Origin of the sequence: Microbacterium hominis (assembly GCF_013282805.1) — a bacterium.
GTDB lineage: Bacteria > Actinomycetota > Actinomycetes > Actinomycetales > Microbacteriaceae > Microbacterium > Microbacterium hominis_B.
The window spans coordinates 908,426-926,491 of the sequence record NZ_CP054038.1 but is presented as its reverse complement, the minus strand read 5'-3'; the positions used below and the strand labels follow the sequence as shown (position 1 = coordinate 926,491).

The 18,066-nt window shown below is 68.9% G+C and carries 14 protein-coding genes; 7 read left to right on the top strand and 7 right to left on the bottom strand.

Going from position 1 to position 18,066, the window contains the following annotated elements:
* Positions 1-47: 47 nt before the first annotated feature.
* Entirely contained in the window at positions 48-1,094 is a 1,047-nt protein-coding gene (locus tag HQM25_RS03925) for a substrate-binding domain-containing protein (protein ID WP_172989056.1), read from the bottom strand.
* 310 nt (positions 1,095-1,404) lie between these two features.
* Between HQM25_RS03925 and HQM25_RS03920 the strand changes: the two genes are divergently transcribed.
* The 3 genes from HQM25_RS03920 to HQM25_RS03910 all read left to right on the top strand — a co-directional run bounded on the left by HQM25_RS03920 (position 1,405) and on the right by HQM25_RS03910 (position 5,257).
* Positions 1,405-2,880, top strand: coding sequence for a sugar ABC transporter ATP-binding protein (locus HQM25_RS03920; protein ID WP_172989055.1), 1,476 nt, complete (start codon positions 1,405-1,407; stop codon positions 2,878-2,880).
* On the top strand, positions 2,877-3,935 hold the full coding sequence (locus HQM25_RS03915) for an ABC transporter permease (RefSeq protein WP_172989054.1): 1,059 nt from the start codon (positions 2,877-2,879) through the stop codon (positions 3,933-3,935). The genes HQM25_RS03920 and HQM25_RS03915 overlap by 4 nt, the downstream gene beginning before the upstream one ends.
* A 122-nt stretch (positions 3,936-4,057) precedes the next feature.
* Complete coding sequence (locus HQM25_RS03910) at positions 4,058-5,257, top strand: ROK family transcriptional regulator (RefSeq protein WP_172989053.1); 1,200 nt, start codon at positions 4,058-4,060, stop codon at positions 5,255-5,257.
* 31 nt (positions 5,258-5,288) lie between these two features.
* Here the strand turns inward: HQM25_RS03910 and HQM25_RS03905 are convergent, their stop codons facing one another.
* From HQM25_RS03905 to HQM25_RS03895, 3 genes are read right to left on the bottom strand one after another with little or no spacing between them, the layout of a single operon-like run.
* Positions 5,289-6,083: a sulfite exporter TauE/SafE family protein gene (locus HQM25_RS03905; RefSeq protein WP_172989052.1), complete on the bottom strand. Its 795-nt coding sequence runs from the start codon at positions 6,081-6,083 to the stop codon at positions 5,289-5,291.
* Positions 6,080-7,000, bottom strand: a complete 921-nt coding sequence (locus HQM25_RS03900; protein WP_172989051.1) for a DUF2510 domain-containing protein — start codon at positions 6,998-7,000, stop codon at positions 6,080-6,082. Before HQM25_RS03900 ends, HQM25_RS03905 begins: the two co-directional genes overlap by 4 nt.
* A 22-nt stretch (positions 7,001-7,022) precedes the next feature.
* Positions 7,023-7,493: a hypothetical protein gene (locus tag HQM25_RS03895; protein WP_172989050.1), complete on the bottom strand. Its 471-nt coding sequence runs from the start codon at positions 7,491-7,493 to the stop codon at positions 7,023-7,025.
* Positions 7,494-7,669: 176 nt separating this feature from the next.
* Between HQM25_RS03895 and adhP the strand changes: the two genes are divergently transcribed.
* Entirely contained in the window at positions 7,670-8,692 is a 1,023-nt protein-coding gene (gene adhP, locus HQM25_RS03890; RefSeq protein ID WP_172991498.1) for an alcohol dehydrogenase AdhP, read from the top strand.
* Positions 8,693-8,749: 57 nt separating this feature from the next.
* Here adhP and HQM25_RS03885 read toward each other — a convergent pair whose 3' ends face one another.
* The 3 genes from HQM25_RS03885 to HQM25_RS03875 form a co-directional block, all read right to left on the bottom strand.
* Positions 8,750-10,138 (bottom strand): SPFH domain-containing protein, encoded by a 1,389-nt coding sequence (locus HQM25_RS03885; RefSeq protein WP_172989049.1) that lies wholly within the window; start codon positions 10,136-10,138, stop codon positions 8,750-8,752.
* A 138-nt stretch (positions 10,139-10,276) separates the two neighbouring features.
* On the bottom strand, positions 10,277-12,028 hold the full coding sequence (locus HQM25_RS03880) for a bifunctional metallophosphatase/5'-nucleotidase (RefSeq protein ID WP_172989048.1): 1,752 nt from the start codon (positions 12,026-12,028) through the stop codon (positions 10,277-10,279).
* A 136-nt stretch (positions 12,029-12,164) separates the two neighbouring features.
* Positions 12,165-12,677: a MarR family winged helix-turn-helix transcriptional regulator gene (locus HQM25_RS03875; protein WP_172989047.1), complete on the bottom strand. Its 513-nt coding sequence runs from the start codon at positions 12,675-12,677 to the stop codon at positions 12,165-12,167.
* A gap of 186 nt (positions 12,678-12,863) precedes the next feature.
* Between HQM25_RS03875 and HQM25_RS03870 the strand changes: the two genes are divergently transcribed.
* From HQM25_RS03870 to HQM25_RS03860, 3 genes are all read left to right on the top strand, one after another.
* Positions 12,864-13,052 (top strand): hypothetical protein, encoded by a 189-nt coding sequence (locus HQM25_RS03870; RefSeq protein ID WP_172989046.1) that lies wholly within the window; start codon positions 12,864-12,866, stop codon positions 13,050-13,052.
* A 47-nt stretch (positions 13,053-13,099) separates the two neighbouring features.
* Positions 13,100-13,450, top strand: a complete 351-nt coding sequence (locus HQM25_RS03865; protein WP_172989045.1) for a DUF7882 family protein — start codon at positions 13,100-13,102, stop codon at positions 13,448-13,450.
* Positions 13,451-13,714: 264 nt separating this feature from the next.
* Complete coding sequence (locus HQM25_RS03860) at positions 13,715-18,025, top strand: Calx-beta domain-containing protein (RefSeq protein WP_172989044.1); 4,311 nt, start codon at positions 13,715-13,717, stop codon at positions 18,023-18,025.
* The last annotated feature ends 41 nt before the right edge of the window (positions 18,026-18,066 follow it).

The following is an 18,066-nucleotide window of genomic DNA, read 5'->3' as shown; positions in this document are numbered from 1 at the left end:
CGGGAGGTCGGTTCGGGGCGCCCGCGTCCACACGGGCGCCCCGGGTCTCAGGATTCGAAGGAGAGGTCGATGAACTCGTCGACGTTGTCCTTGGTGACCACCGGCGCGTCGAGCACGATCCGGTTCGGGACCGACGGCGTGATGAGGTCGCCCATCGTCTTGGCCTGCGCGATCAGTCGCGCCAGCGCGATGCCGTCGGCCGCCTGGGTCGACGGGTAGATGACGGTGGCCTTCAGCACCGAGCTGTCCTCCTGGATGAGCTCCATGGCGTTGCGCGACCCCGCGCCGCCCATCATGAAGAACTCGTCCCGGCCGGCCGACTCGATCGCCGCCAGCACACCGACGCCCTGGTCGTCGTCATGGTTCCACAGCGCGTCGATCTGCGGGTTGGCGGCCAGCAGCTGCGAGGCCGCCGCCTCGCCGCCCGCGACGGTGAAGTCCGCAGCCACGCGCGCCGAGACCTCCAGTCCGCAGTCGCCGAGCGCGTCGGCGAATCCGCGGGAGCGGTCCTGGGTGAGCGGCAGCGAGTCGATGCCGGCGATCTCGGCCACGACCGCGTCGGGGTTGTCGCCGAGCTGCTCGCAGATGTAGGTGCCCGCCGACACGCCCATGCCGTAGTTGTCGCCGAGGATCGTGGCGCGCGCCGCGAACGGGCTCGAGAACTCACGGTCGACGTTGATGACGGGGATGCCTGCTTCCATGGCGGCGATGGCCGCCTCGGTGAGCGCGGCGCCGTCGGTGGGCAGCAGCACGATCGCATCGACGCCCTGGTTCACGAACGTCTCGACGGCGGCGATCTGCGTGTTGGCGTCGTTGGTGCCTTCGGCCACCTGCAGGTCGACGTCATCGAAGCTGTCGGCAGCGGCCTGCGCCCCCGAGTTGATGGCGCCAAGCCAGCCGTGGTCGGCCGCGGGCCCGGAGAAGCCGATGACGACGGTGTCGCCCGACTCGGCGTTCTCCTCGGTGGTCGTTCCCTGGTCGACGACCGACTCCTCTTCGCCCGAGCCGGTGCAGCCCGCGAGCAGTCCGATCGCCGCGACCATCGCCGTGCCGGTGAGCACCAGCCGGGTGCGTGCGTTCAGGTGTGAGCGCATTTCTTCCTCCTTGAATGTGATGCAGCAGGGACAGCGGGGCATCGCTCGGCTCATCGCACTCGAGGCGTCCGCGCTGACGGGGGACAAGCTAGCAGAAGCATGCTCGCTTGTGTCAGCTTTTGCTCACGTCCTGCCAAAAGTGTCCCGTTCGTGATTTTCCGCCCGAGATCGCGCGGAAATCACGATGACCGTCACGCGCAACGATCGCGCATCGACCTCGCGCACCCCCTCGGCAAGCACCCGAAACCTGTGTATTGTGCGGCGGGTGATCAAAGATGACCATCCGTCGGCATTACTCGCCGTCCGCAACGTGACGAAGTCGTTCGCCGGTGTGCAGGCGCTGCGCGGCGTCGACCTCGAGGTGACCCCGGGCGAGGTGCACTGCGTGCTGGGCCAGAACGGCGCCGGCAAGTCCACGCTCATCAAGACCCTCGCGGGGGTGCACCGCCCCGACGGCGGTGAGATCATCTGGCTCGGCGAGAACGTCACGATCCCCGATCCGCAGGCGGCGCTCGCCCTCGGCATCGCCACCATGTACCAGGAGCTCGACGTCGTCGACGGCCTGACCATCGCCGAGAACATCTTCCTCGGACACGAGGTCGCGCGCGGCGGCTTCACGCGGCGGTCCGAGGCCGCCAAGCAGACCCGCGAGCTCCTCCGCCGCCTCGGTCACCCGGGGCTCTCCCCGCACATGGAGGTCGGCGAGCTCAGCGCGGCGAACAAGCAGATCGTGAGCATGGCCCGCGCGCTCTCCCACGACATCAAGCTGATCATCATGGACGAGCCGAGCGCGGTGCTCGACACCGAGGAGGTGAAGAACCTCTTCCACGTCGTCCGCGAGCTGACAGCGACCGGCATCGCCGTCGTGTACATCACCCACCGCCTCGAGGAGATCCGCCAGATCGGCGACCGCATCACCGTCCTCAAGGACGGGCGGTCGATGGCCAGCGGACTGGCTGTGGCCGACACCCCGACGCATGAGCTCATCACCCTGATGACCGGCCGCAACGTCGAGAACGTGTTCCCGCCCGCGGTGCCGGTCGCCGACGATGCCCCGGTGGTGCTCGAGGTCGACGGGCTCGGCGCGACGGGCCTGTTCGAGGACGTGTCCTTCCGCGTGCGGGCCGGCGAGATCGTCGGACTCGCGGGCCTGGTCGGCTCGGGCCGCTCGGAGATCCTCGAGACGATCTACGGCGCGCGGCGCCGCACGGCCGGAGAGGTGCGGGTGAGCGGCTCCCGCCTGCGTCGCGGCTCCGTCACCGCCGCCGTCGCCGCCGGCATCGGCCTCTCCCCCGAAGAGCGCAAGAGCCAGGGCCTCGTGCTCCAGCAGCCGATCTTCATGAACGTCACCCTGTCGTCGATGGGGCGCTTCGCCAAAGCCGGCTTCCTCGACGAACGCGCCGAGCGCGCTGTCGCCCGCGAGCAGATCGAGGCGCTCGAACTGCGCCCGGCCGATCCCGACCGCCCCGCCGCGACGCTCTCCGGCGGCAACCAGCAGAAGATCCTGCTTGCGCGGTGGCTCGTGCACGGCACCCGCGTGCTGCTGCTCGACGAGCCCACGCGCGGCGTCGACGTGGGGGCGCGCGCGGAGATCTACGCGCTCATCCGGCGGCTGTCGGCCGCGGGCAATGCCATCGTCATCGTCTCCAGCGAGATCGAGGAAGTCCTCGGTCTCGCCGACACCGTGCTCGTCGTCTCGGACGGACGCGTGCTCCAATCCCTCCCCGCTTCGCAGATCGACGAGCACGGCGTGCTCGACCTCGTCATGAAAGGAACCGCCGCGTGAGCGAGCAGACCACCTCCGGAGGCGCCGTCGCCTCTCCGCCCGCCGATGCGACTCCGCCGTCTGGCGGCGGACGCGCCTCTTCCGGCATCCAGAATCTCCTGTCCGGCTCCGTCGGGCGCAACCTCGGCCTGGTCGTGGCCCTCCTGCTCCTCATCGTCGTCGGCACGGTGACGGCCGGCGCCGACTTCGCGAACCTCAGCAACGCGCTGACGATCCTCCGCCAGGCCTCGATCGTCGGGGTGATCGCGATCGGCATGACGCTGGTCATCATCGCCGGAGGCATCGACCTGTCCGTCGGTTCGGTCATGGGGCTCGCCTCGGTGGCCGCGACGCTGGCGGCCGTGCAGGACCTCGTCGACGACACCCACTGGGTGTTCATGATCCTCATGGCCCTTGGTGTGGGCCTGGCCGCCGGCCTCATCAACGGCATCGTGATCGCGTACGGCAATGTGGTGGCCTTCATGGCCACCCTCGCCATGCTCGTCGCCGCGCGAGGCCTCGCCGAGATCCTCGCCGAGCGCCGCACGCTGATCGTCGGCGACCGCGGGTTCATCAACGCGCTCAACGAGGACATCCTCGGGGTGGACATCCTGATCTGGATCTTCGTGCTCGTCGCGGTCGCCGGCTGGGTGCTGCTCAACCGCACCACGTTCGGTCGCCGCACGGTCGCGATCGGCGGAAACCGCGAGGCGGCCCGCCTCGCGGGAATCGACGTGCGACGCCACACGATGTGGCTCTACGCCCTCGCCGGCCTGAGCGCCGGCATCGCCGCCGTGATGATCCTCGGACGCACCACGGCGGGGACCTCCACCCACGGCCTGCTCTACGAACTCGACGCCATCGCCGCGGTCGTCGTCGGAGGCACGCTGCTGGTCGGCGGACGCGGCACCATCACCGGAACCGTGTTCGGCGTGCTGATCTTCGCCGTTCTCACGAACGTCTTCGTGCAGAACAACCTCACCTCGTCGGTGCAGGCCGTCGCCAAGGGCGTCATCATCGTCGTCGCCGTTCTGCTGCAGCAGCGCTTCGCGAAGCCCGTCGGCCGTTCATCGTAGGCACCCTGTCGTCGCGGTGGCGGGATCTTCCGCCGCCGCGACGGAGATCGGCGGCCGGCTCCGGCAGAAGTCGCCGGACTTCGGGTCGCGAACCGCCGTCGTTAGAGTGAAATGTGGCAAGTATGAGCGTTGACCCGGCCCCCGCCGCCTCGGGCGTCAGCCAGCTGTTCCAGCTGATGCGCGACGGCGCCCCCCGCACACGGGCGCAGCTGGCGAAGGCGACCGGGCTGGCCCGCTCGACGATCGCGATCCGCGTCGACGAACTGCTGCGGATGGGTCTGGTGATCCCCGTCGCCGAATCGGTCTCGACCGGTGGCCGGCCGCCCTCGCAGTTCGCGCTCAACCCGCAGGCGCGCCTGGTTCTGGCCGCCGACATCGGCGCCTCGCATGCGACCCTCGCCGTCGCCGATCTGGCCGGGAACGTCATGGCCGAGCACCTCGAACCGCTCGACGTGGGCCTCGGTCCTGAACCGGTGCTCACCTGGGTGGTCGACAACGCCGTCCAGCTGCTGGCCGACCTCGGTCGCCCCACCGGCGACGTCGCGGCGATCGGCATGGGCGTGCCCGGGCCGGTCGAGCATTCGACCGGCCAGCCGGTCAACCCCCCGATCATGCCGGGCTGGGATCGCTTCGACGTGCCGGGCTGGGTGCAGCAGCACCTCGACGTGCCGGTGCTGGTCGACAACGATGTGAACATCATGGCGCTCGGCGAGCGCGCCACGGCCTACCCGGGCGTGGAGCACCTCATGTTCGTGAAGGTCGCCACGGGCATCGGCGCCGGTCTCATCTCCGGCGGTGCGCTGCAGCGCGGAGCACAGGGCATCGCGGGCGACATCGGGCACGTGCAGGTAGCCCGCGGCGCGGGGGTGCCCTGCCACTGCGGCAATAAGGGGTGTCTCGAGGCGCTCGCCTCCGGACCTGCGATCGCCCGGGACCTGCGGGCGCAGGGAGTGGCTGCCGAGACCGGCGACGACGTCGTCGACCTCGTCAAGCGCGGGAACATCGATGCGATCCAGGCCGTGCGCCAGGCCGGACGCGACATCGGCGAGGTGCTGACGACGTGCGTCAGCCTTGTGAACCCGTCCGTGATCACCATCGGCGGATCGATGGCGCGTGTCGGCGAGCATCTCATCGCCGGGGTGCGGGAGGTCGTGTACACCCGCTCCATCCCCCTCGCCACCGAGCATCTGGCCATCGTGCCGTCCGCGGCCGCACAGCACGCCGGCGTGCGCGGGGCGAGCATGCTGGCCATCGAGCACGCCCTGTCGCCGGAGTCGCTCACGGCATTCATGGCGCAGGCCGCGCCGGCGGCCGTCGGGTGAGTGGATGCCGGTGCCCCCGGCATCCATCGGGTCAGCCGCGACGGGAGCGGAGCGCTTTCATCGCCATCTGCACGGCGATCACCACGAGGAAGACGGCGAACAGAGCGTTGGCGACCCCGGGCTGGAGGAGCGCGGCTAGCCACGCGCCGAGTGCCGTGGTCGTGCAGGCGGCGACACCCACCAGCAGCGCGGCGGGCAGATCGACGTTGTGACGGCGGAAGTTGCCGATGGTGCCGGAGATCGCCGTCGGGATCATCATGAGCAGCGACGTGCCCTTGGCGATGAGGTCGCTCGTGCCGAACAGGATCATGAGCGCGGGGACGACGACGATGCCGCCGCCGACGCCGAGCAGGCCCGAGAGGATGCCGGTGATCAGTCCCAGCACGATGAGGCTGATCCCGCTCAGCCAGGTGAGCTCCAGCCCGGCGTCGCGCGAGGGGATCACGATGAACAGCGTCACGATCACGACGGCGAGGAAGCCGACGAAGCTCCACCGCAGCACGGTCTGCGAGAGTCGCGCGAGCAGCCACGTGCCGATCTGGGCGCCGACGACGGCGCCGGCGGCGAGGATGAGCGCGGGAATCCACGCGACCTCGCCCTGGACGCCGTAAGAGATGACACCGACGGTCGCGGTCGGCACGATCGCCGCCAGCGACGTGCCCGACGCGAGGCGCTGGTCGAAGGCGAGGATCAGCACGAGCAGCGGCACGATGACGGTGCCGCCGCCGACGCCGAACAGCCCCGAAAGGAGCCCCGCCAGCAGGCCCACCCCCAGACAGGTGAGGATGAACCGCGCGCCGCGCGCGCGAGGGGCGACCTCGCTCACTCGGCGTTCGCCAGGTCGTCGATGAGCCAGCCGCCGTCTTCGGGCACGATCGTGTAGCGGTAATGCACCTCGAACGGCGAGGTCTGATCGGTGGGGTTTCCCTCTTGATCGAACAGCGCGTCGTAGGTCTCGGTGGTCTCGATGACGATCTCGTCGTCGGCCGCGGCGATGGTGTCGATGCTGACCTCGTAGTTCTCCACGGAGGCGGCGAACGGCGCGGCCTGCGCTTCGAACACCTCGCAGTCGTCGAGCCGCTGCGTCGACCGGAAGTCATCGGTGGTCGACGAGACGAGCTTGTCGCAGTCGACCTCCTGCCAGGCCTCGTCGTACAGCTCGACCGCCGCCACCGCAGCGGTCTGAGCCTCCCCCTCGGGCGAGACGGACGAGCTCGAGGTGAGGCTGAGGAACAGCAGCGGAATGAGCACGGCCGCGCCGATCACGATGCCCAGCAGCACGACGCCGAGCACGACCCAGACGATCCAGAGCTTCGACTTGGTGGGCTCGGTCGCCGAGACGAATGCCCCCTGTCCCGCGTAGTCGGCCGGATACCCGCCCGGATAGGCGGGGTTGCCGGGCACGGTCGGGGCGGTCCCCGTGTAGGCCGTGTAGTCGGGCGATCCGGCGGGCGAGGGCATGCCGGCCGAGGCGGCAGCCGCTGCATCGAACTCGGCGGCGAGCTCCGGCGGGAGCACGGATTCGGCCGCGGTGGGCTCGGCGGGCACGGCCGGCGCCTGCGGGCCGCCGGGCGTGGCATCCATCCCCTCGGGCGTCGGCGCGGGGGCGATGCCGGTCTCGGGAGCGACGCCCACGGCGGGCTCGGGGTCGGGCTCGGCCACGTGCTCGGTCCAGTGCGCGCCGTCCCACCAGCGCAGGGCGCCGTGGCCGTCGTCGTACCACCCGGGAGGCGTCGTGCTCATGGGGGCCACCCTATCGCGCGGGTCAGGACGCGAGAGGGGATGCCGCGCGCTGCGGCACGATCGCGACGACGACCGCGGCCAGGAGCGCCGCACCGCTCACCAGATACAGCGCCCCTCCCCAGGGCGCATAGTCCGCGCCGCTGATCATGAATGCGTCGGCCAGCGCCATGCCGGGGCCGAACGATGCGACGAAATACGCCGGCGCGCCGAAGGCGAGGATGAGCAGGTATGCGAGCGCGATCGCGCGGCCGGTCATATCGGCTCGGCGGCTGAGCAGCGCGAGCACCACGGCGAGGATCGGTCCGATCGCGAGCAGCCCGATGACCCAGGGCGCGCTGATGACCTCGTTCGCCGCGGCGAGACCCGCGTGGATCTCGTCGAGGGTCGCGCCGGGCACGGCGGCCAGCGGGTTGAGCACGAGGATCTGGGTGATCGCGAGGGTCGCGTAGGCGATGACAGCGATCGTCCCGGTCAGCGCGATGAGCTTCGGCATGTCGCCGATCCTATGGGTGGCCTGAGAGTCTCCGGCGCGGTGTGGTGTGGTCTGACCACACGGGGTATCCTGGACACATGGACGGCGAACGTCCGTCCGATGAGGAAGTGATTTCGATGACCGCCATGCCGGAGATGCTCGAAAGCGTCGACCGCGGCGTCGTTCCCGAAGGTGTCATGCGCGCGGCCGTGGTGGTCGCGCCCGACAAGCCCCTCGCCGTCTCCGACGTGCCCATCCCGGCGCCCGGACCCGGACAGGCCCTTGTCCGTGTGATCACCAGCGGCGTCTGCCACACCGACCTCCACGCGGCCCGCGGCGACTGGCCCGTGCCGCCGAAGGCCGATCTCATTCCCGGCCACGAGGGGTACGGCCGCGTCGTCGCCCTCGGCGAAGGCGTGACCACCCTGCACGTGGGCGAGCTCGTCGGCAACGCGTGGCTGTGGAGCGCCTGCGGCACGTGCGAGTTCTGCCGCACCGGCCGCGAGACCCTCTGCACCGAGCAGCTCAACGGCGGCTACGGCGTCGACGGCAGCTTCGGCGAGTACATGCTCGTCGACGAGCGCTTCGCCGCCCGCATCCCCGAGGGCTCGGACCCGGTCGAGGTCGCCCCGATCCTCTGCGCCGGCGTCACCGTCTACAAGGGCCTCAAGATGACCGAGACCAAGCCCGGCGAATGGGTCGTGATCTCGGGCATCGGCGGCCTCGGCCACATCGCCGTGCAGTATGCCCGCGCCATGGGCATGCGGGTCGCCGCGGTCGACGTCGACGACGACAAGCTGGCTCTCGCGCGTCGCCACGGCGCCGAGGTCACCGTCAACGCGGCCACCTCCGACCCGGTGCTCGCGATCCAGGAGCAGACCGGCGGCGCCCACGGTGTGCTCGTGACCGCCGTGCACCCGAAGGCGTTCGGCCAGGCGACCGGCATGGCCCGCCGCGGCGGCACCGTCGTGTTCGTGGGGCTGCCCCCGGGGGCCTTCCCCGCCGACATCTTCGACACCGTGCTGCGCGCGATCACTGTGCGCGGCTCGATCGTGGGCACCCGGCAGGACATGGCCGAGGCGCTCGACTTCTACGCCCGGGGCCTCATCCACCCGACCGTGTCGTCGGTGGAGACCATCGACGACATCAACGACATCTTCCACCGCATGGAAGAGGGTCGGATCGAAGGTCGCGTGGTCATGCGCTACGACGCGAGCTGACGCGCCGCAACGACGAAGCGGGGCGGGGTCTGATGACCTCGCCCCGCTTCTGTGTTCTCAGTCGGTGGATGCCGCCGCCGACGCCTTCGAGGATCCATTGGTCTCTGCGGCGATGCTCGCCCCGATGCCCTCGCCGACTGCGCGACCCTGGATGATCGAGGCGATGTCGAGTCCGGTCGCGGACTTGACCGAGTCGAAGACCGACCGCAGCCCGATCGCCGACTCCCCCGCGATGTGCGACGATGCCCCATCGCCGCCGAGCACCGTGATGGTGCCGACGCGCTCGAAGCCCTTGGCGAACTCGGCCATCACGTTGGGCAGCGCGTCGAGGGCGCGCTGGGCGAGCAGCGCCGACTGGTTCTGCGCGAGTGCCTCGGCCTCGGCGGCGAGTGCCTCGGCCTTGGCGGCACCGGCAAGACGGATCGCGTCGGCCTCGGCCTCGGCGCGCAGGCGAATGGCCTTCGCCTCCTCCTCGGCGATCTGCGACTGCGCCTCGGCGGCCTTCACCTGCTCGTAGGCCTCGGCGTCGGCGGCGCGCTGACGCTCGTAGAGCTTCGCGTCGGCGACGCGCTTGACGTCGGCATCCAGCTGCGCCTGACGGTTCTCCGCGCGCTGCTGCAGCACGCCCTGCTCCGACTGCGCGTGCGCCAGCGCCTCAGCCTGCTCGGCCTCGGCGTTCGCCCGGCCGACCTCGGCCTTGGCTGCGGCCGTGTTCTTGTCGTACGCCGTCTGCTCGATCAGCGTCGCCTCGCTCGTAGCGAGCTCGCGCGCCTTGATCTCGCGGCGCGCGTTGATCTCGGCGACCTCGGCGTCGCGCTTGACGCGCTCGACCTCTGCCGCACCGAGGGCGGCGATGTAGCCGTTGGAGTCGGTGACGCCCTGGATCTGGAACGAGTCGAGGATGAGCCCCTGGCTCGACAGGTCGGACTTGATTCCCTCGGCGATCTGGTCGGAGAGTCGCTGACGGTCGCGCATGAGCTCCTCGACCGTGAGCGTGGCGACCACGCCGCGCAGGGCGCCCTCGAGCTGCTCGGTGGTGAACTGCTCGATCGCCTTGTCCTGCGACGCGAAGCGTTCGGCGGCGCGACGCACGGCATCGGGCTCGGAGCCGATCTTCACGAGCGCGACGCCCGAGACGTTCACGGTCACGCCGTTCGACGACTGCGCCACCGGCTCCATCTTGATCTGGCGCGCGCGCAGCGAGACGAGCTCGGAGCGCTGCGTGATCGGGTTGACGATCGCGCCGCCGCCGGTGATCACCGAGATGCGGGAGGCCTGACCGTCGGCGCTCTTCTGCGTCTTGCCGACGATCACGAGCGCCTCGTCAGCCTTCGCCACCCGGTACCAGGCGCGGAAGATCAAGACGCCGATGAAGAAGACGACGAGGGCGGCGATGCCGATGAGCACGATCGGCACGATGGCGCCGAAGAGCGAGAAGGGATCCATGGCCCCACCCTATGGGGCCGGTGTGACGCCTGTGGAAGTTGTCCACAGGCGGCTGCCGAACAACGGCGAACGCGCCGTCGATGCGGGAGTCACCCGCATCGACGGCGCGTTCAGGTTCCTGAGCGCCCGCGCGTCAGATCACAGACCGTCGATCCGGCTCGCCGGAGCCGTCAGGCCCGGGTTCGCCTCGAGGTAGTCCACGAAGGCCGCGAGGTCCTCGGGGCCCCCGACGCGGTTGGTTCCCTCGGCGAAAGCGGTGAATGCATCGCCGCCGTCCGCGAGGAAATTGTAGAGAGCCACGCGGTACACCTGGTCGGCGACCAGCGGCACACCGTTCAGCGTCATCGAGCCCGGCACGACGAATCGGTTGTCCAGATCATCGTCGTTCCACTCATAGCTGAAGCCCTCCGAGACACCCAGGGCGAGCATCGGACGCGAACCGCGCGAGGCGATCGGCTGATACTGCTGGTTCAGGGCCTCCTCGATCTGAGCTCCGGTCAAGTCGATCGTGACGATGATGTTGTTGAACGGGTTCACGTCGAATGCCTCGGAGTACGTCACCTGGCCGGGGAGCACCCCGTCGGAGGTGTCATCGGGGTCGTCGGCGAGAAGCAATGAGGCGCGCACACCTCCGACGTTCATGAAGGCGATCTGCGCACCTCCGTCTTCAGGTTCAGCGGTGGCGGCGAGGATGCCGTCGGCGACGAGATCGGCCATGGGCGTCTCGATGGCGCGGTTGCCGCCGGCGTCACCCGTGATGTCCTCAGCGACGGTGCCCACCACGCGACCAGCCAGCGGGGCGGCGATCGTGTTCCACTTGGTGACGATCTCGGTGATGGCGGGGTCGGCTTCGACGCCGTCGACCACGTGGTTCACGGCAACGGTCTTGGCGCGGTCGACGTCGCCGCTGGGCGTGAACGCGAGCGTCGTCTCGGTGACGACACGGCCGTACTGCGACGCGGAGGTGACGAGGCGCGGCTTGCCGTGCGGGTCGGCGAACGAGCAGATGTACGCCTGGTGGGTGTGTCCGGTCACGATCAGGTCGATGTCGGCATCCATCGCACCCGCGATCTCGGCGATCGGCGACGAGACGCCGTCGCAGCTGTTGATGGGGCTGCCCAGCACCGGGATGCCACCCTCGTGGAGCAGGACGACGATGGCCTTCACACCCATCTTGCGGAGCTTCTTCGCCTCGGCGTTGGCCGTCTCGACCTCGTCCTTGAACTCGACGTCGGCGACCCCGGTGGGGCTCACGAGCGTAGGAGTGGACTCCAGCGTCATGCCGATGAAGCCGACCTTCGTGCCGTCGAGGTCTTCGACCTTCGTTCCCGGCAGGAGCGTCGTGTCGGTTCCCGCGTTGAAGACGTTCGCCGCGAGCCAGTCGAAGTCGGCGCCGGCGTACGGGTCGTCGGGGAAATAGCAGCCGTCGACCGGGTGGCATCCGCCGTTCTGCATGCGCAGCAGTTCGGTCGTGCCCTCGTCGAACTCGTGGTTGCCCACCGAGGAGATGTCGAGGCCCATCGCGTTGAGCGACTCGACCGAGGGCTCGTCGTGGAAGAGGCCCGAGAGGAACGGCGAGCCGCCGATGAGGTCACCCGCGGCGACGGTGAGGGTGCGACCGTCGGGGGCGCTCTCGCGCAGCTGGTCCAGCTTCGTCGACAGGTACTGTCCGCCACCCTGGGTGCCCGTGTCGGGCGAGGTGATGTGACCGTGGTAGTCGTTGAACGACAGGATCTGCACGTTCTCCGCGATCTTCGGGCCGTTGCCCTTGCCGGGGTTCGGCGTGCCTCCCTTGTCGGCGAGGGCGATGGACGGTGCGGTCAGCACCAGTCCCGCACCCACGGCGACGGCGGCGATGGATCCTATGGCGCGTCGGGTCGAGCGATTCATCGAGATATCTCCCTGGGGGTCTGAGGGTCTCGGCCAGACTATGGGGAGCGGGCGGCCCCGCGCTATGCCGAATCCGCGAGTCGCACACCCTCGCGCGCAGCCGCCGCCGAGCGCTCACCGCTCAGCCAGGTGATGGTCACCGACCGTGCATGTCGGAGACGGCATCCAAGGCCGACGCAAGACGCGCGATGACGTCTGTCGCGATCTCCGCTTCGGCATCTGTCAGCCCGTCGATCACGCCGACGACGGCGGAATCGCGACCCGAGTACGCCTGGTCGACGCAGTCGACCGCATCCTCGGTGGGCAGGAGGAAGTGCGCACGCCGGTCGGTGGGATGCTGCTCACGCGTGACGTAGCCGCGCTTCACGAGTCGCTCGACGACGTTCGTGACGGTCGCGCTGGAGGTGTCCAGCATGAAGATGAGGTCCTTCGGGCTGAGCCGGCGCTCATCGCGCCACCCCTGCACGAGGTAGCGCAGTGCGAGCAGATCGACGCTGGACAGACCCGACGCGCGCTGGGCGCGCTCGGCCTGGATGCGTTCACTGCTGCGCAGACGCAGGATCGCGGCGCTCAGCTTTTCACCGATGCCGGTCTGCGGGCGCGACGAATACAGGTGCTCGCCTTCATGGCGCATGACGGTCTGGGGCATGGGTACCTCCGTGATGCTCCTCAGAGGACAGCATAGTCACACTCCGTATGTATCTCGCAATCTTTCATACTTCATGTATTTCTCATTTACTGGGATTGACACTTTCTAAGAAACACGACTAGCTTGAGATCGCAGACGAGCTGCCGAACACGGCAGACGAACTGCCGAACAGAGAGGCGCAAGACGATGACTCAGATCCTGGATGCCACGCCCCACGCCGCAGCCGCTGCGACGGTGTCCCCGCTCAGCGCTCCCCGCCCCGCGATCGGGGTTTCACTGGTTCCGCGGGTGCGCCCGCTCACCCGTGGAGGCTTGAGCGATCTGCTCGCCCTCTACCGCCACGAGCGCCGCCACCGCTCGCGCGCCGCAGCCTGACACCCCGCCGCATCTCCGCCCTCGCCATCCACAAGAAAGGCTCGATCATGGGCTACCTGTACTACGGATCGGAACCGCAACCCGCCGAGATCCCCGACCGGGTGCTCGCGCACGTGAAGGTCGTCATGACCACCAAGCTCCGCCGCGGCGAAAGCTTCACGCTCACCTGGACCCACCCGTGCGGGCACCCCGCCGGTCGCACGTCGCTGTGGATCCAGCCGGCGATCCCCCTGCGCTTCGTCTTCGAGTCCCCCGAGGCCGAGAAGCTCGACTCCGACTATCTGCAGGACCTCGCCCGCTCGGCCAACTCGTCGGGCGGCCTCACCATCGAGTGGAGCGACGCGCACCTCGATCGCCCCGCCCCCGAACCCCTTCGCGCGGTCGCCACGGCCGCGTAGCCACGAGACGAGAGGCGCAGCCGCATCGGCTGCGCCTCTCGTCTCGCCGCCGACCCCCTTGCAGATCAGATCTCACCGGGTGTATTTCTGACTCGTGCAGGTGTGCACGTCCGATCTGGGGACTGCATGTGACCGCTCCACCCGTGTGCGGCGACCTGTCCTGGGGATCGGACTCCAATGTCGCCGTCTCATGCTTCTCTGCCCCCTGCCGGCGTCGTTCTCGACAGCGCGAACCGCCGACCGATCAAGAGACGCACATGGGCGATGACGCTCACGGCGATCCTGATCGCCGCGATTCTCGCCGGCGCCACTCCACCGGCAGTCGCCCAGGCCACCCCGGCCACCCGGACCGCCCCCGCTGCGCAGGCGGAGGCCCCGGCCTCCGTGGCCGCCCCGGCCAGCACCGCGGCCCTCGCCGCCGTCACCGCAGCTTCCGCCGGTGTCGAGAATCACGATCAGTGGATGAAGGAGCTGGAGGCGGTGGCGCCGACCGCCTTGAAGGTGCCGCTGTGGCGGTTCATCTTCCCGGGCTCCCACGACGCCGGAACATACGACCTCACCGAGACCCTCGCGTGCGAGAACTGCGGAAAGGAGAGCTTCCGCTCCGCCTGGGACGGATGCCGGGCGGCGGTGAGCGACGTGCTGTGCGGAGCGGCGTTCTCCACGTTCGCCGCGCTCTCACGCCCCTGGGCCCAGGCGCAGGATCTCATCGTCTACGACCAGCTCATGGCCGGATCGCGCTTCCTCGACCTCCGCTTCTTCCGAGCGACAGCAGACGACGAGGAGGCCACCCGTCAGCTCGCTCCCCAGCACCAGATGACAGAAGGCACGTTCTACATCCACCACACCCTGCGCGGCCCGACACTCGATGAGATCCTCCTGAACATCGTCACCTTCCTGGAGGAACCGGGGCACGAGCGCGAACTCCTGATCCTGCGACTCGACAAGCTGTACGAAGGGGCCGGGGACATGCCGACGGAGTCGCTGTCCGCACTGTTCGCGGCGATCGAGGCAGAGCTCGGGCCGTACCTCGCCCCGGCGTCACTCGGTGTGAACGCGACCCCGCAGGAAGTGCTCGACTCCGGAGCCCAGGTCATCCTCGCCCTGCCGGAGATCGATACGTCATCTACGCCGGCCGCCTATCAGCCGGTGCTCTGGTCGATCCAGAATGGCAGCGCCGGGGGCGCGAACGAGTACCCGACCCCCGACAACCACACCCTGCCGTGGCGCACCGATTGGGAGCTCGTCGACACGATGGGCCAGATCTTCGAGAAGCGCGCCGACCCTGAGGCGCTCTTCAGTGTGGGGGCCACCATGGGCTTGGACGGCGACGGCACCGCGATCATTCGGCAGATCCTGTGTCCCGGCGATCCGGGAAGCGTCCTCCCCGGTGGTCCTGACGGTCAACTCTGCCCGGCCATCATCGACGATTGGGACGAGTTCGGGGGCCTCGACGATGTATCGGCCTTCACGAACCCCCGATTGCTGCCCGCGCTCACCCAGATCCGGCGGGATCTCGTGAACATCGTGCACGTGGACTACTACTCGACGGAGTTCACCGAAGAGGTGTTCCTGCTGAACAAGGGCGCGACGCGGACGGCGATCTCGATCGCCACGGTCAAGGAGCTTTCCAGCCACGACGATTTCAACGGCCCGGACTACTACCCCGTCTACTACTACGGCAACCTGCCGCCGTCCCCGTGGCAGATCCGCAGCAGAGAGGGCCTGAAGAGCAACGACAGTGCGTCGATCATTCCTTATTGGTCTGCGTGGCGCGCGTATCCCAACGATTGGGGAACCGCATCGATGTGGTTCGGCATGGTGGATGCCGATGTGGGCAGCGACGACGACTGGTCCGCGATCGACGGCTCGTCGACCCTGAAGGCGACCGAGATCGACGTGTCCGGGTGCTTCGCGGACGTCCGCGCGTGTCCTGCTCCCGGGACCCTGTCGACCAGTGGCACAGGGAGCTCGGGCAGCTCGACCGTCCAGTACTCCCTCTACGCGTGCGTCTGGTCGTGGCTGCCGAACGAGCAGGGTCAGAGCTCTGTGCCGCAGCCCGACGAACTCTCCCGATGCGACCGGGGCAGCGGACCCCCCAACGTCACCATCGACGACGTCACGGCCGTCGAGGGCACGGGCGCGACGCCGACGGCGTTCGACTTCACCGTGAGAATGGACCAGCCGCGAAGCCGAGACACGTCGATCCGCTTCCAGCTCGTCGACGGCACCGCGACGACGGGCGCCCTCCAGCCGTGCGATCCCATCCGCTGCGACTACGGCCCGGCGAGCACCGCTCGTCCGTACGTGAGAATCCCCGCCGGCGCATTCTCGACCACCGTGCGAGTCAACGTGTCGGCGGATGCCCGCGTGGAAAGCGAGGAGACGTTCGAAGTGAGGATCTTCGATGGCTGGCCGGCCGATCAGGGGCTGAACATCGAGGACGGAACGGCCATCGGCACGATCATCGACGATGACGTCTACGCCGTGAGCATCGCCGATGCCTCGCTGCGGGAGGGCACCTTCCAACCACTCGGCAATGGGCTTCTCTGCACCGACAACCCGACGCCGATGAGATTCGACGTCACGCTCAGCGAGCCGCGCAGCGTCCCCGTGCGGGTGGCATACACGACGAGGGCCCACGGCGGCACAGCGCTCCCCGGCGAGGACTACACCGCCCCGGCGCTCGCCGGCCAGGACTACACCCCCACATCCGGGACGCTGGAATTCAGTCCGGGAGTCACCACGCAGACCCTCGAGGTCACGGTGAAATGCGATCGGGACTACGAACCCAATGAGACCTTCGAGGTGGCGCTCTCGATCGAAGGCGAGACCGACGTCGTACTCGGCAGGGGAAGCGCCGTCGGCACGATTCTCGACGACGACGACGCCAACACCATCCAGTTGACGGTCGACGGCCCATGGACGGAGGGCAGCGGAAGCGCCATCGACCCCGGCGCAACGTTCTCCTTCACCGTCGCGATGAGAGACAGGGTCGCCCACCGCATCGTGGTGGCTTACGAGACCGTCGATGGTAGCGCCGAGGCGCCCGGCGACTACACACCCACCTCCGGCACCGTGACCATCGAGCCGTTGGCGGCGACGTCCGAGAGGATCGAAGTCAAGGTGATCGGCGATACCGACGTCGAGCCCGACGAGGAGTTCTTCATCCAGATCACGGGGTTCACGACCCCCGACGATCCGGCAGCCGCCGCAGGGTTCGCCCTCGACCGGGATATGACGAAGCGCGCTGCCACGATCCGCAACGACGACTTCCGCACCCTGAACGTCACCGGGGCGAGCGTCGTCGAGGGTACCGACTGCGTGACCACTCCGCTGGACTTCACGGTGGAGCTCAGCGGGGAGAGCACGTCCCCGGTCACCGTCCGATACGACACCGTGAGCGGGACGGCAACCGCCAACACCGACTACACCCCCGCGTCGGGACTGCTCACGTTCGAGCCGGGCGAGACCACCAAGACCGTCAGGGTCGACGTGCTCTGCGACAGCGTGGGCGAAGCAGACGAAGAGTTGACCCTTGCACTGACCACTCCGACGGGAGCCACTCTTGCCGGAGGCGGGAGCGCAACCGGGGAGATTCTGACGGATGACGTGATCATCCCGCCGCCGACTGTGACGCCGCACGTGGAGGGAACGCTCGGAGAGAACGGCTGGTACGTCTCGGACGTCGTCGTCAGCTTCACCGTGGAGACCGCGGGAGCCCCCGTCACCGCGACCAGCGGGTGCGACGGCGGCACGGTCACCGGAGATGCGGTGGCGCTGACCTTCACCTGCACGGTGACCACCGGTGGGGGGACCGCAACCGGTGCGACGACCGTGAAGCGCGACGCGAACGCACCGACGGCGACCGCGACCCTCTCCGGAACGATGGGCGAGAACGGCTGGTATGTCGGCGACGTCACCGTGAACTGGACCGTCGCCGACACCGTCTCGGGTCTGGCATCCACCTGCGAGCCGGAGACATCCTCGGCCGAAGGTCCGGTGCTGGCATTCGAATGCACGGTCTCCGACAACGCCGGAAACGAGACCTCGGCCACCTCACCGTTCTACCAGGCGGACTCCACCGATCCGACGGTGACCTACACCGGCAACGCCGGCGAGTACGGGTGGCTGGACACGATCGCCATTACGTGCGTCGCTGCCGACAGCGGCTCCGGCGTCGCCGACCACACGTGCGCCGACATCAGCGGCCCCGCGTACGACTTCCCGGTCGGCACGACGAACGTCTCGGCGACGGCGACCGACGAGGCAGGCAACATGGGCGCCGGTTCGACGAGCTTCACCGTTCGCGGGTCACTGGGCGATCTGTGCGCTCTTGTCAGGCAGTGGGTGACGCAGCCGGGCGTGGCGAACTCCCTGTGCGTCAAGCTCGCGGCGTCCGACCGCGCGTTCGCGCGGGGCGAGGTCACGGCGGGCAACAACACCCTGGCCGCCTTCATCGCGGAGGTGGACGCTCAGACCGAGAAGGAGATCGCCGACGACAAGGCGGACATCCTCATCTCCCTCGCGAGACAGAGCATGCGGGAGGTGACGCCGCAGCTGCCGGCCATGTGATCACCGTCGTTCACGCCCGCGCCGGCGTTGGTCGCGCGACC